16 protein-coding genes are annotated in these 14,500 nt (G+C 73.7%); 6 read left to right on the top strand and 10 right to left on the bottom strand.

Annotated elements, in window-relative coordinates; all coding sequences use genetic code 11:
* Positions 1–55: 55 nt before the first annotated feature.
* The 7 genes from OG776_RS38470 to OG776_RS38440 form a co-directional block, all read right to left on the bottom strand.
* Positions 56–1,033 (bottom strand): alpha/beta fold hydrolase, encoded by a 978-nt coding sequence (locus OG776_RS38470; protein ID WP_329323390.1) that lies wholly within the window; start codon positions 1,031–1,033, stop codon positions 56–58.
* Between the two features lie 304 nt (positions 1,034–1,337).
* Entirely contained in the window at positions 1,338–1,883 is a 546-nt protein-coding gene (locus tag OG776_RS38465; RefSeq protein ID WP_148012643.1) for a TetR/AcrR family transcriptional regulator, read from the bottom strand.
* A 154-nt stretch (positions 1,884–2,037) separates the two neighbouring features.
* Positions 2,038–4,020, bottom strand: coding sequence for a CASTOR/POLLUX-related putative ion channel (locus tag OG776_RS38460; protein ID WP_410093270.1), 1,983 nt, complete (start codon positions 4,018–4,020; stop codon positions 2,038–2,040).
* A gap of 296 nt (positions 4,021–4,316) precedes the next feature.
* The gene (locus OG776_RS38455; protein WP_329323389.1) at positions 4,317–5,063 is read right to left on the bottom strand and encodes an Rv1733c family protein; all 747 of its coding nucleotides are present in this window, start codon (positions 5,061–5,063) and stop codon (positions 4,317–4,319) included.
* A gap of 173 nt (positions 5,064–5,236) precedes the next feature.
* Positions 5,237–5,974: a rod shape-determining protein gene (locus tag OG776_RS38450; protein ID WP_329323813.1), complete on the bottom strand. Its 738-nt coding sequence runs from the start codon at positions 5,972–5,974 to the stop codon at positions 5,237–5,239.
* A gap of 89 nt (positions 5,975–6,063) precedes the next feature.
* The gene (locus tag OG776_RS38445) at positions 6,064–6,438 is read right to left on the bottom strand and encodes a TraR/DksA family transcriptional regulator (protein ID WP_329323388.1); all 375 of its coding nucleotides are present in this window, start codon (positions 6,436–6,438) and stop codon (positions 6,064–6,066) included.
* Positions 6,439–6,573: 135 nt separating this feature from the next.
* Complete coding sequence (locus OG776_RS38440; RefSeq protein WP_148012611.1) at positions 6,574–6,900, bottom strand: TraR/DksA family transcriptional regulator; 327 nt, start codon at positions 6,898–6,900, stop codon at positions 6,574–6,576.
* A gap of 304 nt (positions 6,901–7,204) precedes the next feature.
* On the opposite strand from OG776_RS38440, the gene OG776_RS38435 reads away from it, so the two are divergent.
* The 5 genes from OG776_RS38435 to OG776_RS38415 all read left to right on the top strand — a co-directional run bounded on the left by OG776_RS38435 (position 7,205) and on the right by OG776_RS38415 (position 12,777).
* The gene (locus OG776_RS38435; protein ID WP_187285899.1) at positions 7,205–8,158 is read left to right on the top strand and encodes a HAMP domain-containing sensor histidine kinase; all 954 of its coding nucleotides are present in this window, start codon (positions 7,205–7,207) and stop codon (positions 8,156–8,158) included.
* Positions 8,159–8,160: 2 nt separating this feature from the next.
* The gene (locus OG776_RS38430; protein WP_329323812.1) at positions 8,161–8,820 is read left to right on the top strand and encodes a response regulator transcription factor; all 660 of its coding nucleotides are present in this window, start codon (positions 8,161–8,163) and stop codon (positions 8,818–8,820) included.
* A gap of 48 nt (positions 8,821–8,868) precedes the next feature.
* Positions 8,869–9,339 (top strand): hypothetical protein, encoded by a 471-nt coding sequence (locus OG776_RS38425; RefSeq protein WP_148012612.1) that lies wholly within the window; start codon positions 8,869–8,871, stop codon positions 9,337–9,339.
* A 74-nt stretch (positions 9,340–9,413) separates the two neighbouring features.
* Complete coding sequence (gene secD, locus OG776_RS38420; protein WP_329326602.1) at positions 9,414–11,729, top strand: protein translocase subunit SecD; 2,316 nt, start codon at positions 9,414–9,416, stop codon at positions 11,727–11,729.
* 211 nt (positions 11,730–11,940) lie between these two features.
* Entirely contained in the window at positions 11,941–12,777 is an 837-nt protein-coding gene (locus tag OG776_RS38415; protein WP_148012614.1) for a ribonuclease BN, read from the top strand.
* Between the two features lie 7 nt (positions 12,778–12,784).
* Here the strand turns inward: OG776_RS38415 and OG776_RS38410 are convergent, their stop codons facing one another.
* A complete protein-coding gene (locus OG776_RS38410) occupies positions 12,785–13,459 on the bottom strand; it encodes an MFS transporter (protein ID WP_329323385.1) in 675 nt (224 codons plus the stop codon).
* A 112-nt stretch (positions 13,460–13,571) separates the two neighbouring features.
* On the opposite strand from OG776_RS38410, the gene OG776_RS38405 reads away from it, so the two are divergent.
* Positions 13,572–13,775, top strand: a complete 204-nt coding sequence (locus OG776_RS38405) for a hypothetical protein (protein ID WP_329323383.1) — start codon at positions 13,572–13,574, stop codon at positions 13,773–13,775.
* Between the two features lie 233 nt (positions 13,776–14,008).
* On the opposite strand, the gene OG776_RS38400 is transcribed toward OG776_RS38405, so the two are convergent.
* Together OG776_RS38400 and OG776_RS38395 are read right to left on the bottom strand one after the other, a co-directional pair.
* Positions 14,009–14,263, bottom strand: a complete 255-nt coding sequence (locus tag OG776_RS38400) for a hypothetical protein (RefSeq protein WP_329323831.1) — start codon at positions 14,261–14,263, stop codon at positions 14,009–14,011.
* Between the two features lie 9 nt (positions 14,264–14,272).
* Positions 14,273–14,488, bottom strand: coding sequence for an MbtH family protein (locus tag OG776_RS38395; RefSeq protein ID WP_148012618.1), 216 nt, complete (start codon positions 14,486–14,488; stop codon positions 14,273–14,275).
* Between the last annotated feature and the right edge of the window lie 12 nt (positions 14,489–14,500).

Here is a 14,500-nt window from a genome sequence, read left to right as displayed (position 1 = left end):
GGGAGAGGCGGCGGTGCCGGACACGGCCGATCCGTGCGGTCCGGTTCCGGGTGGGTCAGTGTGTACGGCGTCCCGGTCGCCGGCTGAGGAGTACAGCGGCCGCACCGGACGCCAGCGACGCGCCGGCGATCCCGCCGAGTCCGGCCATGCCCCGGCCGCTCCCGGCGACACCGGTGTTCGCCAGTGCGGGGCGGTCCGACCCGGTCGCGGACGCGCCGGCCGCCTGGAGGATCAGGTCGGCCACCGCGTCGGGGTGGGCGATCAGGGACACATGACAGGAGTTGATCTCCACCGTGTGGGAGTGGGCCCGTTCGGCCTCGAAGCGTTCCTGTGCGGGGTTGATCGTCATGTCCTGGCGGCCGACGAGGGCCCAGGAGGGGATGGTCTTCCAGGCGGCGACCTTGGCCGTCTCCGAGAACGCGGTGGTGGCCGCGGGCCGCTGGGTGACGGCCAGCAGGTTCGCCTGGCTCTCGGGCAGGCAGGCGGCGAAGACCGAGTGCACCTTGTCCCGCTTGAGATACAGGTCGGTCCCGCTGACACCGTTGCCGGCCTGATAGGGCACGGAGTCGGTGGCGGTCCCGAGGGCGCTGGGGAACCGGGCGCCCAGCGACATGCCGCTCTCCCCCACGTCCGGCATCAGCGCCGAGATGTACACCAGGGACTTCACCTGGGGGTTGCCCTCCGCGGCGGTGCTGATCACGGCACCGCCGTAGGAATGACCGGCGAGCACGATCGGGCCCTTGACGCTCTTCAGCACGGAGGCGATGTAGGCGGAGTCGCTGTACAGCCCGCGCAGCGGGTTGGCCGGCGCCATGACGGTGTAGCCATGGCTTTCGAGCCGTTCGATCACCCCGTTCCAGCTCGAGCCGTCCGCGAAGGCACCGTGGATCAGCACGATGGTGGGTCTGGTGCCGCCGTCCGCGGCGGCCGGAGCCACCCCGGCCGTGCACAGGGCGGCGACGGCACAGCCCGCCGCCGCGGTGCGGGAGCGCCGTATTCGGCGTCGCGAGCCAGAATCCGCAGATGTCCGCATGCCGTTCTCGCTTTCTCTGGATGCCTACGGCACCAGATCGTTCACGCGCAGGAGCCGCCCGGCTCGGTCACACGGTCCAATCGGGTGAGACGCGTGCGGCACGGGGGTGACAACTGCCCTGTGTCCGTGAACGGGAGTGGAGACGGCGCACGGGAGACCGGCGGGCACGCCCGTTCGGGCGAAAGCGGCGGGAACCCGGCCTGGGAGCCGGACGCGGGAGGCGAACGGAGGAACCGGACGGGGGATTCCGCCCATGGATCCGTGGGCGCGTGTCCGGCCGTTCGTCGCACGGGCCGGCAGGCGGTCAGGCCCTGCCGACCCCGTTGAGGAACATGTCGACGACCAGATCGGCCGCCCGCGGGGGCTCGATGCCGGGGAACCGGTGCGCGGCGCTGTCCACCAGGTCGTCGAGGAGGCCGCGTGCCCATGCCTGCGGGACGTCGGCGCGCAGGAAGCCTTCGTCGGCGGCGCGCCGGAGGAAGTCGTCGAGCCGCCGGCTCTGTTCCTCGCGCGGGTCGCGGGCCTTCGGGTCCGCCTGCATCATGCGGCGGGTGTCGACGGGCCACTCCCGGCTGACCGGGATGATCCCCTCGACGTAGCGGTGCAGGGCGACGGCCACCGGAGCCTCGGTCAGCCGGGCCTCGTCGAGGACTCGCGAGGCGGAGTCGAGCTTCGCCTGGAACACGGCGTCGAGCAGCGCCTCGCGGGTGGCGAAACGGCGGTGGACGGTGGTGCGGTCCACGCCCGCCGCCGCGGCGATGGCCGAGATCGAGGTGCTCGGGTCGTCGGCGAGAAGGCGGGCCCCGGTGCGCAGGACCGCGGCCAGATTGCGTGCGGCGTCGGCTCTCATGATGGGTCAGTGTATCAATCAGTCGCAGTTGGTCCGTTTTCCTCATCCGCGAGGGCGCGACAGGCTTGTGTATTGCGATACCTCTGCTGCACTTAGAGCACGAAAAGCGGACGGGGGACGTGCGAAGGCAGGACCGTCGACGCCGATGCCCCGATCACCGGGGGTGCGGCCTCGCGTCCTTCCGGCCGGCCCGCGATTCCCTTGGGTCGGTTCCGGGTGGGGCCGGGGGGTCGGCCGGTTCGGACGCCACGACGACCACCTGGTCCTCGGCGTCCCATACGCGCCGCTCGCCCTTGTGGGGGTTGAGCCGGACGCCCAGGTCCGGGAGCGTCGCGCGCCGGTCGTGACGACGGTATCCGAGGGCGCACTCGCCCCGGTCGCGCGCCGCGGCCACCACGGTGGCGAAACTGGCCTCGGCACCCGGGCGGACGTAGTGCCCGGCGGGCCGCAGACAGATGGTGCTGCCCTCCGCGGAGAACAACTCGTCGAAGACGGCCGCGAGGTGCCGGTTCTGTGCGATCTGCGCCATGAGCAGTCCGGTCAGTTCGCCGCTCACGATGACGTCGGAGCCGGGGTTGAGAGGTGCCAGCGGCCGGTTGCGGTCGTCGACCAGTTCGGTGACCACGCGCATCTCGCGTCCGGTCCGGTCCTCCAGCAGTCGCACCGCCAGCAGGGTGACGAGGGTCCGGTCGTCGGGCCGTTCGGGTCCGTCGCCCGGATCGGGTCCGAGGACGACCATCCCGTCGTACGGGGCGAGGTCGAGCCCGAGCAGGGTCTCGGGCCGCGACAGGTCGGCGGACTGGAACCGCACGGTCAGCCGGGCGGCGGCCGCCGTCTCCGGTTCCCGCGCCGGTCCGGGTACGGCCCGGTCCGTGATCACGTGCAGTACGGAACCCGGGTGGGCCGTGCGCCGCAACTGGTCCACGACGAGCGGCGCCCGCCGGTTCCAGCCGAGGAGCAGCAGGTGGGCGGCGGCGTCCGCCGGGGGCGGGCCGGTGACGACGGCCGCGTGGTCGACGAGATGCCGGCAGTCCTCCAGCCGGGTCGTGTCCTCGTCGCGCGCGAGGACGATCAGGCGGCTGCCCGGCACGACCACGGTGTCGGTGGGCGGGTTCAGCAGCGTATGTCCGCCGGGCGTGAGCAGTCCGATCACGCAGGAGGTGGCGTGCCCCAGCAGGACCGTGCCGAAGGTGCTCCCGTGGAACGCGGAGCCGTCGGCGAGGTGGAACTCGTCGCCGGCGAAGTCCAGCAGGTCACGCAGGACCAGGGAGAGGCCCGGCCGGCCGACGCACTGCGCGATCAGCCGCGCCGTGACGGTGTCGGACTCCAGGACCGTGCCGCGTGGCCCGGCGGCCAGCCGGGCCGGCGCACGGTAACGGTCGTCCCGGACGGCGGCCAGCACCGGAGGGCCGTCCGGGCCGTCGCCCAGCACCGCGCGCAGCGCCAGCAGTACGCGCAGGACTTCGGCGTCGGCCGTCGGCTCGCCGGAGGGCAGCACCAGTACGGTGCTCGCCGTGCGCGGGCTGACCAGCGCGAGGACGTCGGGGTCGCTCGCCGGGCCGCTGCGGCAGATGATCCGGGCCCGCGCCGGCGGACCGACCAGGAGGGCCAGCGTCCGCTCCATCTCCGTCTTGTCCCGGTCGGCGAGCAGGACGATGGCCCGCGGCCGGTGTCCGGCCCGGGCGGCGAGCAGTTCGCCCACCACCGTGCCCACCTGGTCCGACCAGCCGAGCACGACGGCGTGGCCCTCCTCGATCACCGTCGACCTGCCGCGGCTCAGTTCGGCAAGGCGGTCGGCCAGGCCGGTGGTGATGACCCCGACGAGGGTCGACACGCACAGCAGGGCGACCAGTCCGAGCACGGCGGAGAGCAGCATGCGCAGCGGGGTGCCGGTCACCGCGCCCAGGCGCAGTGTCTCGGCGCTGGTCCGCCACACCGCCGACAGCCGCCCCGGCAGCGAACGTGGGGAAGCGGGGTCCGTCCAGACCAGGAGTGCGCTCACCGGGACCACGACGGCCAGACAGGTGATCACCAGCCAGCCCATCAGGGTGCCCGTGCTGCGGGCCAACGTGCGGTCGAACCGGTAGCGCGCCCGTTCCTCGAGGGAAACCGGTCGCGGCTCCTCCAGCCGTTCCAATCCCACGCCACCCCTTGTCCTCGTACCCCGGTGCCCGTACCGCCGTCGCCGTACCGACAGTGAGGTCTCCGGCGGCGGGACACGCGGGAATCGGGAGCCGATTCATTCTTTCGGGCAGGTGCTGGGGTGAGGTGCGTGAAGGCGGTCGTGAGCTGGGCGGACACCGATGACGGCCGGCTCGGGGCGCGCCACCGGTCCGGTCATCGCCCGGCGACCGGCCCATGACCGGCCCATGACCGGGCCATGGCCGGCCGGTCGCCGTCCGGTTCCGCCGCGGGCCGTGGCCCGCGGCCGGGTCAGGCGGAGGCGGTCCAGCCCGGTGCCGTCCTGGCCCAGGCCGCGTCCCACTCGGCCAGGTTGCGCCGCCGCAGGACGAGGTCGGTGGCTCCGTACGCGAGCCCTCCGAGCAGGGTGACGGCCAGGGCGCCGGTGAGCGCCCAGCCCATGCAGCGGCTGCGGATCTGGTCGGTGGTCAGCGGCGGCCCGGTGAGCCGTCCCCGCGGGTCGGACCAGAGCCGGAGGGTGCTGCCGGCCGTCAGCCCGGGGCGCGCCTCGGTCTTCGCCGTGCGGGGGTGCCCGGCGGGGTCGGTGAAGCGGACCCGGACTGGATAGAGGGTCTCCTTCTCCTCCGTCGAACCGGGCTCGGGATGGCGCGGGACGTCCTGGAGGAGCACCGCGACGACCGGCTCCCTCACCTGGCGCTGACGCTCGGCGGCCCGCGTGTAGTGCCGGTACGCGGTGTCCCCCACGAGGAAAATGGCCGCCGGGGCCGCCGCCAGGACGGCCAGCAGCAGGCCGATGCCGACCCAGGCCTGCAGCAGGTCGCTGCGGCGGCGCAGTGGACTGGCGCGCAGCCGCCACAGCATGAGGCGCGGGAGGTCGTCGGGCGGGGGTTCCGGGTGGTGCGGAGGTTCCGTGGGTTCCAGGTGATGCGCAGGGTCCGTCGGGTCCAGGTCGTGCGCGAAGTCCTTGGGTTCCAGGTGGTGCGCGAGGTCCTTGGGCCCTGCGGATTTCTCGGACCCGTGGGATTCCGTGGGCTCCATGAGGTTCCTGGGTTCCGGAGGCTCCTCAGCGGGCGACGATGCCTCGGGAGTGCCGCCTGCCATGGTGTCCTCCCTTCCCCGGCCGGGCAGCCGGATCGTGGTGTGCGGTGGTGTGCGATGGTGCGGGGCGGATCTCGTGACGCGGGGTGCGCACGGGCCGGGGCCGGGCCGGGTCATGCCCGGTCCGCCGCCGCCGGGGTGACGGATCCGGTCACCGAGGGATGCGCGTGCGCCGCTTGCAGGACGGCCGCCGCCCCGCGGACCGCGGCGGTGTGCGGCGCCGCGACCGTACGCAGGGGCGTGCGCAGTCCGCGGGTGAGGCGGTAGGTGATCTCCGGGCGCAGGGCACCTCCACCGGCCAGCAGCGCGCCCCTGTCCAGGGCGTCGAGGGTGAGCGACGTACGGTCCTGGCGCAGCATCGTGGTCACCATGGACGCCACCGCCTCACCGATACGCGACGCCGGTGCGGTGTCGAGGTCGCCGGTGCCCAGAGCGGTGCGGTGCGCGTCGACGACGCCGCCGTCCGCGAGGAGCACCACCTCGGTGAGGTGGGCGCCGACGTCCACGACGAGCAGCGGCCGGGACAGGTCGGCACCCGCGCCCAGCGCGATGGCGCGGGCACCGGGGACCGTGATGACCCCGTGCGGCCGCAGCACCTCCAACGCCGTGCGCGCCGCCGCCCGGTAGGAGACTCCGTCCAGGACGGGGGTGGTCACGACGATCAGCGGGCGCGCGCCGCCGGGCAGTCGGTGGCCGAGCAGCCGGTCCAGCATCCGGGCCGCTCCCGCGGTGTCGACGATGGTCCCGCGCTGGACCGGGTACACGACACCGGCCCCCGGGAAGGTGACCGTGGGGACGTCGAGGACCAGTCCCCGGCCCGCGATCCAGGCCCGGGTACGGGCGCTGCCCATGTCGAGGGCGATCCCGCAGCACTTGCGGCACAGGGGCCAGGGCCGGTGCCGGGCGGGGCGCGCTCCGGCGCGCAGTCGGCGTGTCCTGTTCACCGGCCCGCCTCCCTGACCTGCTGGCAGGGGGTGCAGTAACGGGCCTGCGGCACGATCGCCAGCCGCTCGCTCGCGATGGGACGCCGGCACAGTCCGCAGGCGCCGTACCCGCCCTCGTCCATGCGCGCGAGAGCGGCTTCGACGTCGGCGAGCACCATACGGGCGGACGCGGCGAGTTGGACGCGGACCTCGGTCCGCGAGTCGTCCCGCTGCCGGAGCGGCGCGTCGGCACGGTCCGTGGCGGCGATCTGCCGCAGCTGTTCCAGGCGGAAGAGACGCTGTTCGAGCAGGTTCTCGCGCAGCGCCGGGAGATCGAGGTCCGCGGGCGCGGTTCGTGCGGCGCGGACGCCGAAGATCTGGTTGTTCACCACTTCACCCCTCGGGCAGGACAGTTGACGGGTGTCGGAACAGGGACGGGAGAAGACGGGGGCGGGGCTGGGGACGGGGGTGTGGGCGCGGTGGGACACCTGGGGAGAGGCCGGCGGCGGGGGCGGGACGGACGGCGGTCAGGTGGCCCGGCGTCGGCAGGTGACGCAGTGGCGTGTGTACGGGAGGATCTCCAGGCGCTCCGCCGGGACGGGCTTCGCACAGCCCAGACACGCTCCGTACGTGCCGTCCTCGACCCGGGCGATGGCCGCGTCGATCTCTTTGAGCACCTGTTCGATGGAGTGCTTCTGCGCGGACGTCAGGTGGTCGTCGGTGGTCTGCCCGCCGCCGGTGAGCGCGCGCAGCTGGATCAGCCGGGTCCCGCGGGCGTGGTCGAGACGCCGGCGGGCCTCCTGAGCCGTCGGTCGGTCGCGGCGCGGTTCGGTCCGGGTGGTCTCGAGCGGCATGGTGCGTTCCTTTCGCGGGGCCTGGTCGGCGGAGCGGTGCGACATGCCCCGAGCCTGGTCGTCCGGTCCGCGGAAACCTATAGGGGCCAGGCTCCATTTGCGCGGGGTCGGGGCATCCACGCCGCGCGGACACCTGTGGACGTGGGTGGGGCGGGCCGCGGGAAATGGGCGCTGGACCCCATGGACCCGGCGCGCGGGGGACCGCAGGCTGGCGGCAGGCCTGATCCGGCGCAGGGGCCGCACCTCGTCCGAGGTGCGCGATGCCCGCCGTGCGGGCCTCGTCGACGAAGGAGGCTCCACCCCGATGTCCCTGTTCTGGCGGATCTTCGGGCTCAACGCCGTGGTGCTGGGTACGGCCACCGCGCTGCTGCTCTGGGCTCCGGTGACCGTCTCGGTTCCGGTCGTGCTCACGGAGGCCGTCATCCTGGTGGGCGGTCTGGCCGTCATGCTGGTCGCCAACGCCGCGCTGCTGGGCTGGGGGCTGGCCCCACTGGTCCGGCTGACCGGGCTGATGACCACCGTCGACCTGCTGCGTCCCGGTCAACGGCTGCCCGCACGGGGCGGGGGCGAGGTCGCCGAGCTGATCCGCGCCTTCAACGCGATGCTCGACCGGCTCGAACAGGAGCGGGCCACCAGCAGTGCCCGCGTCCTGCTGGCCCAGGAGGCCGAACGGCGCCGTATCGCGCACGAGCTGCACGACGAGGTCGGGCAGAGCATGACCGCGATCCTGCTGGCCCTCAAGCGCGCCGCGGACGACGCGGACGGACCGCTGCGCGACGAGCTGCACCAGGCCCAGGAGATCACCCGGGGAAGCCTCGACGAGGTCCGCCGTCTGGTCCGCAGGCTGCGCCCCGGCGTCCTCGACGACCTCGGTCTGGTCAGCGCGATGACCTCGCTGACCCACGACTTCGCCACGCACACCGGGCTGCGCGTGGTGCGCCATTTCGACGCCGACCTGCCGGCCCTGGAGCCGGAGACGGAACTGGTTCTCTACCGCGTGGCACAGGAGAGTCTGACGAACGTGGCCCGCCACGCGGACGCCGAACGGGCGGAGGTCAGCCTGCGCCGCACCGACGGCGCCGTGGTGCTCGCGGTCGCCGACGACGGCCGCGGAATCGAGGCCGCCTGCGAGGGTGCCGGGATCCGCGGTATGCGCGAGCGTGCCCTGCTGATCGGCGCCGCCCTGGACATCACACCCGCGGCCCGTACCGGTACCCGGATCCGACTGACCGCGCCGGTTCCCGGGAAGCGGCCGTGACCATGACCGGAACCGCCCCGATCCGCATTCTGCTCGCCGACGACCACGCGCTGGTACGGCGCGGAGTGCGGCTGATCCTCGACCGCGAACCGGACCTCGAAGTCGTCGCCGAGGCCGGGGACGGCGCGGAGGCGATCGAGATGGCCCGCGCGCACGACATCGACCTCGCCGTCCTGGACATCGCGATGCCCCGTCTGACCGGGCTGCAGGCCACCCGCGAACTGGCTTCGCTCAAGCCCGGACTGCGCATCCTGATGCTCACGATGCACGACAACGAGCAGTACTTCTTCCAGGCCCTGAAGGCCGGAGCCTGCGGGTACGTCCTGAAGTCCGTCGCGGACCGGGACCTGGTGGCCGCCTGCCGGAGCGCGATGCGCGACGAGCCGTTCCTCCACCCCGGCGCGATCACCGCCCTCATCCGCAACTACCTCGACCGTGTCCGCCACGGCGAGGAGACCTCCGAGCAGGCCGTGACACACCGTGAGGAGGAGGTCCTCAAGCTCGTTGCGGAGGGCTACTCCTCCAGGGAGATCGCCGACCTGCTCTTCATCAGCGTCAAGACCGTCCAGCGGCACCGCGCCAACCTGCTGCACAAGCTCGGCCTGCGCGACCGTCTTGACCTCACCCGCTACGCCATCCGCGCCGGCCTCGTCGAACCCTGACCGGCCCGGGCCGCGCCACCGGACACCATCACGAAACGAGGACGGTGCATGCACGACGCCTCGCGCCCCGCCCGTCACGTGACCGGTGGCCGGCGCCGCGCCACCGGGTCCGGGGCCGTCCTGACGGCCGTCGCCGTCCTGTCGGCCCTCCTGCTCGCGCTGTTCACCACGGTCACCGTGAGCGGTCCACCGACGGGTCGGACGGGCCAGGTCGGAGACGGTGCGATGGCGGCCGGCCTCCCGGCCCGTACGGGTGACGCCACCGACGACCGTCCTGGTGCCGTCCCCCTGGCCCACGAGGAGTGCGCCGCGGTCTGCTCCGTCAGGGCGGGCGGCCGCTCCGCGTCCGGGGCCGAACGCCCGGCGCCGCCCGTTCACCAGGCCACCACCGCCGACAGGGCGGCCGTCCCCGCGCCCGTCCCCCTCCACACACCACCCGGCACCGAATCCGCGCACCGCTCCCCCGGCCTTCCGGTCCCCGACCGCGGGCGGGCACCTCCCGGGCCATCCGGCAGCTGACACCCGTCCCGTTCCCCCTCGTTCGCCGCGACCGCGCCGACCGCGCTCGCGGTGTGCCCGCCGGAGGCCCACCGTTGATCCGCTCCACCCGGGTGAGGGCGCTGCTCGCCCTCGCCGTGATCGCCCTGTCGTCGTACATCGCCTGCACCGTGCCGGTCCGTCTCGGACTCGATCTGCGCGGCGGCACCCAGATCGTCCTGGAGACCCGCTCCACCCCGTCGGCCGAGGCGGGCCGTGAGGCGACGGACCGCACGCTGGAGGTGCTCCGCGGGCGCGTCGACGCGCTGGGCGTCGCCGAACCCACCCTCGTCCGCTCCGGCAGCAACCGGATCATCGTCGAACTGCCGGGAGTACGGGACCCCGAGGAGGCGGCCGGTGTGCTGGGCCGTACCGCGCAGCTCACCTTCCACCCGGTGCTCGGCACGGCCGACGGCCCGGCAGACCGGCGCGGGAACGCCCGGGAACGCGTCCTGCCCGACGAGTCGGGACACCGTCTGCGCCTCGCCGGGAACAGCGCCCTGACCGGAAAGGACGTCAAGGGCGCCGCCGCGCGCTTCGACCAGGAGACGGGCGCCGGCTGGCACGTGACCCTCGACTTCGACCGCGCGGGCCGTGACCGGTGGACCCGGCTGACCGGGGAGGCCGCCTGCCGTCCGGCCGGTGACCCGGCACGCCGCGTCGCGATCGTCCTCGACGACAGGATCATCTCCGCTCCGCAGATCGACCCGTCGGTGTCCTGCGGGACGGGCATCCCGGGCGGCTCCACCCGGATCACCGGTTCCTTCGACGACGCCGAGGCCCGGGAGCTGGCCCTGCTCATCAACGGCGGCGCGCTTCCCGTTCCGGTCGAGACCGTCGAACAGCACACCGTCGGACCCACCCTGGGGGCACGCGCCATCACCGCAAGTGCCTGGGCCGCGGTCATCGGCACCGCCCTGACCTCGCTGTTCATCATCGGCGTCTATCGGGTGATGGGATTCCTGGCCGCGGTGGCCCTGCTCTGCCACGGCTTGATCTCGTACGCCGCGCTGGCCGCCCTCGGTGCCACGCTGACCCTTCCCGGCCTGGCCGGATTCGTGCTGGCGATCGGCATGGCCGTGGACGCCAACGTGCTCGTCTTCGAACGCGCCCGCGAGGAGTACACCACCCGGCGCCGGCCCAGTACGCGCTCGGCCCTCACCGCCGGATTCCGCAACGCCTTCAGCGCGATCGCCGACTCCAACATCACGACGCTGATCGCGGCCGTGCTGCTGTTCTTCCTCGCCTCGGGGCCGGTCCGGGGCTTCGGTGTCACCCTCGGCATCGGTGTCGTGGCGTCGATGTTCAGCGCGTTGGTGGTCACGCGTGTGCTCGCCGAGCACGCCGCGTCCCGCCGGTGGGCGCGCCGCCGACCGGGCGTGACGGGCGTCGCGACACCCGGCCGGGTCCGGGAACGTCTCCTGCGCCGGGGACCGGGTCTGATGCGCCGACCGCGCCGCTGGCTGGCCGCTTCCGCCGCCGTCCTCGTGCTCGCCTCGGCGGGGATCGCGGTGCGCGGCCTGCAGTTCGGCATCGACTTCACCGGCGGACGCCTGCTGGAGTACACCACCGGCGTCCCCGTGGACCCGGAACGCGCCCGCGCCGACCTGGCCCGCGCGGGAGTCGCCGGAGCCGTCGTCCAGACCTCCGGGGACAGCGGACTCACCGTGCGCGCCGGGGAGTTGACCGTGGCCGAAGCCGCCGCGGTCACCCGGACCGTCGGCGCGCTCGGCGATGGCGCGGACAAGGTGCGCGACGAGCTGATCGGCCCCAGTCTCGGCGAGGAACTGCGACGCAACGCCCTGATCGCGCTGGCCGTGGCGCTCGGTGCCCAGCTGCTCTACCTCGCGGCCCGATTCCGCTGGCTCTTCGGCACCGCGGCGGTCGCGTCCCTCGCGCACGACGTGCTCATCCTCGTCGGTGTCTTCGCCTGGCTCGGCAAACCCGTCGACGGCGTCTTCCTGGCCGCCCTCCTCACCGTCGTCGGCTACTCGGTCAACGACTCGGTCGTCGTATTCGACCGGATCAGGGAGTTGCGCCGGCGCGACGCCGGGAAGCCGCTGGCGGAGGTCGCCGACCGCGCGATCCTGCAGACACTGCCGCGTACCGTCAACACGGGCATGGGTGCGGCCCTCATCCTCACCGCCCTGGCGGTCCTCGGCGGGGATTCGCTGACGGACTTCGCGCTCGCCCTGCTCATCGGGCTCGCGGTCGGCACGTACTCGTCCGTCTTCACGGCGGTGCCCGTGGCGGTGGAACTCCACCGTCGTGGCCTGCCCCGGCCTCCCGCGCGCCGTCCGCGCGAGGTGGACCATGTGCGCGTTTCGTCGTCAACACCGGTGCTCCCGCCGGAGAGACCGCCCGGCCGGTGAGGTGACGGGCCGCCGGGGTGACAGGCCGCCGGGGCGGGTTTGGCGCGCGAGCGGGGCGGGAAACCGTCAACGTTCCCCCAGGCGGCTGGGCCGGACCTCCGGCTCGGCCGTCCGTGGGTGCCGGCTCAGGGAAGGAGCGCCAGATGCCGGGAGCCTTTCGGCGCGCGGGAGGCAGCCAAAGGCCTCGGAGACGCCCGGAAGCGAGGTGCGCATGACGGACCCCTCCGACGCGCCGCGGCCCGGACGGCCGCGGCGCCGGACCCCGAGAGCCGTCTGGCACGACTCGGCTCTCGGCCGCCTCTGGCAGCACGGCGGCGAACTGGAGCTGCTGCACCGGGCCATGGGGTTCGCGGCCCTGAGCCTGGTCACCCTGACACCGCTGCTGATCGTCGTCGCGGCGGCGGCCCCGTTCGAACACCGTGGGTTCGCCCTCTGGGTGATCGACGGCATGAGCCTGTCGGGACACCCGGCGGACGCGGTGGAGAAGCTGTTCTCCGCGCCACGGAGGGTGCTGAGCACGACCAGCGCCTTCAGTGTGCTCGCCGTCGCGCTGTTCGGGGTCAGCTTCGCCGCGAGCGTCCAGAACGGCTACGAGAGGATCTGGGAGATCCCCGCGGGGCCGTGGCACCACGCGTGGCGCCGCGTGGTGTGGCTCGCCGCCCTGACCGCTTATCTGTTCAGCGAGGCGGAGAGCGGCGCGGTGCTGGTCGGGGGGCTCACCGAGACCATCGTGCGGGTCGCGCTCACGGTCTTCTTCGGCGTCCTGTTCTTCTGGTGGGGGCAGCACTTCCTGCTCGGCGAGCGCGTGCCGTGGCCCGCGCTGCTGCCGGGGGCGGTGGCCACGATGGCGGGCCTGGTCGGCCTGCGCGGGTTCTCGTACGTCGTGTTCTCGCCGCTGATCGTGAACAACGCCATCAGCTACGGGACCGTCGGTACCGTTCTCGTCGTGCAGTCGTGGCTCATCGGCGTCGGATTCGTCGTCTTCGGCGGAGCCCTGGTGGGCCGCCACATCCACGACGCCCTGGAGCGGCGCGCCCCCACCCCCTGACGGCCGTTCACCGGCGGTGGTCCCCCACCCGGCCGAGGGCACCGGCCCGGTTCCGTGGCCGCGCCGTCATGGTGACCGCGGCGACCCCGGTCGCGGCCAGGACGGCTCCCGCCGTGCCGAGAGCGGTCTGCGCGGCGTCGCGGGAGGTGCCGTCGCCGGCCAGGTACACGCCTCCGACCACCGCCACGCCGAGGGTGCCGCCCGACTGCTGGACGGCGTTGAGGAGCCCGGCCGCCGAACCGGTCTCCTGCGGGCCGACGCCGCTCAGCGCCGCGGTGAAGAACGGCGGGGTGAACAGACCGGTGCCCAGGCCCGCCACGACGAGCGCGCGCGGCAGCGCGTCCGGGTACGTGCCGGGTGGGGCGGCGCGGTAGGCGAGAACGGCACCGCCGAGCCCGACGGCGAGGGTGGCGACCCCCGCGTGCATGACACGGGTCCCGTAGCGCGGGACCAGGTACGCGCCGGCGGCCCACGACACGACGGCCAGCCCGGCGGACCACGGCAGCAGGGTCAGCCCCGCGGTGAGCGGACCGCGACGCAGCCCGAGCTCCAGCTGGAGGACCACGGTGATCATGACGCCGTTCATGACCGCGAAGAAGAGCGTCGAGGTGGCCGGCACGGCGGGGAGCACGCGGCCGCGCAGCAGGGCCGGTTCGACCAGGGGAACACCGCCGCGGCGCACGCGACCCGTGCGGTCCCGCGTACCAACTCGGTGACGACGACCGGCTCCTGCCGGCCGCCTTGCGCGACGACGCGCGGCTCAGCTGTCCCGACCCGGCACCGGTCGAGGCCCGGTGACCGGCCGGAGCGGCTCTCTCGGCCTGCCACGTCTGCTCACCGCGGCGCTGCCCCCGCCGGCCCTGTGCGTCGCGGTGGGCGTCACCGACGGCGTGGGCCGCCGTCCGGCCCCGCTCGTCCGGCTCCTGGTACTGGCCCTGAACTGGTTCTCCGCGGGGGCGCTGCGTGACACGGACCCGGCGCCGGGGGACGACCGCTGAGGGGTGTCGGCCGCCCACGACGGAGTTCGGGCCCTCGGAGGCGAGGGAGCAGGGCGCCCCGGCCGGCGCGCCGTGCCCGTCGGCCCGTACCACGGAGACGGCGGGGACCGCGGCACACCGGCGACGGCGCCGGGCCGCGGGCCGGTTCCCCCGGCAGGCCCTCGGCCCGACGCCGCGGGTCCTCGCCCTCCCCCACCCGTCCAGGACCCGCTCCCGCGCCACGGGACGGCCGGTCAGCAGATCGGTACGGCTCCGGTGTGGAAGGCCCCGTTGCCGTCCACGAATTCCCCGTAAGTCCATCCCGCGCTGAACAGTTCGACCCCGTTGCCGGCGTAGCCCCGCAGGTCCACCACCCGGCGGGCGGGCAGTGCGGTCACCTCCTCGTCCAGGCCCACGATCCGGCCGTGCCAGATGCCGAGACCGTGGGCGACCGGACGGGACGGGTCCATGGTGACGAAGCGCGCGTTCGTCAGTCGCGTACTGAGCATCCGCCGCGGTCAGTCCGCCCGCTCCATGCTCTCCACCAGGCTCTTGGGCCGCATGTCGGTCCAGTGGGTCTCGATGTGTTCCAGGCATTCCTGGCGCGGTCCCGGACCGTGCACGACGGTCCAGCCGGCCGGCACGTCGACGAAGTCGGGCCACAGGCTGTACTGGCCCTCGTCGTTGACCAGCACGGAGTAGACGCCGTCGGGGTTCTCGAACGGGTTGGTCATCAGGAGTTCCTC

Origin of the sequence: Streptomyces sp. NBC_01689 (assembly GCF_036250675.1) — a bacterium.
Classification (GTDB): Bacteria; Actinomycetota; Actinomycetes; order Streptomycetales; family Streptomycetaceae; genus Streptomyces.
Note: the sequence above shows the minus strand (reverse complement) of the source record. Positions and strands in the feature narration are given on the sequence as shown.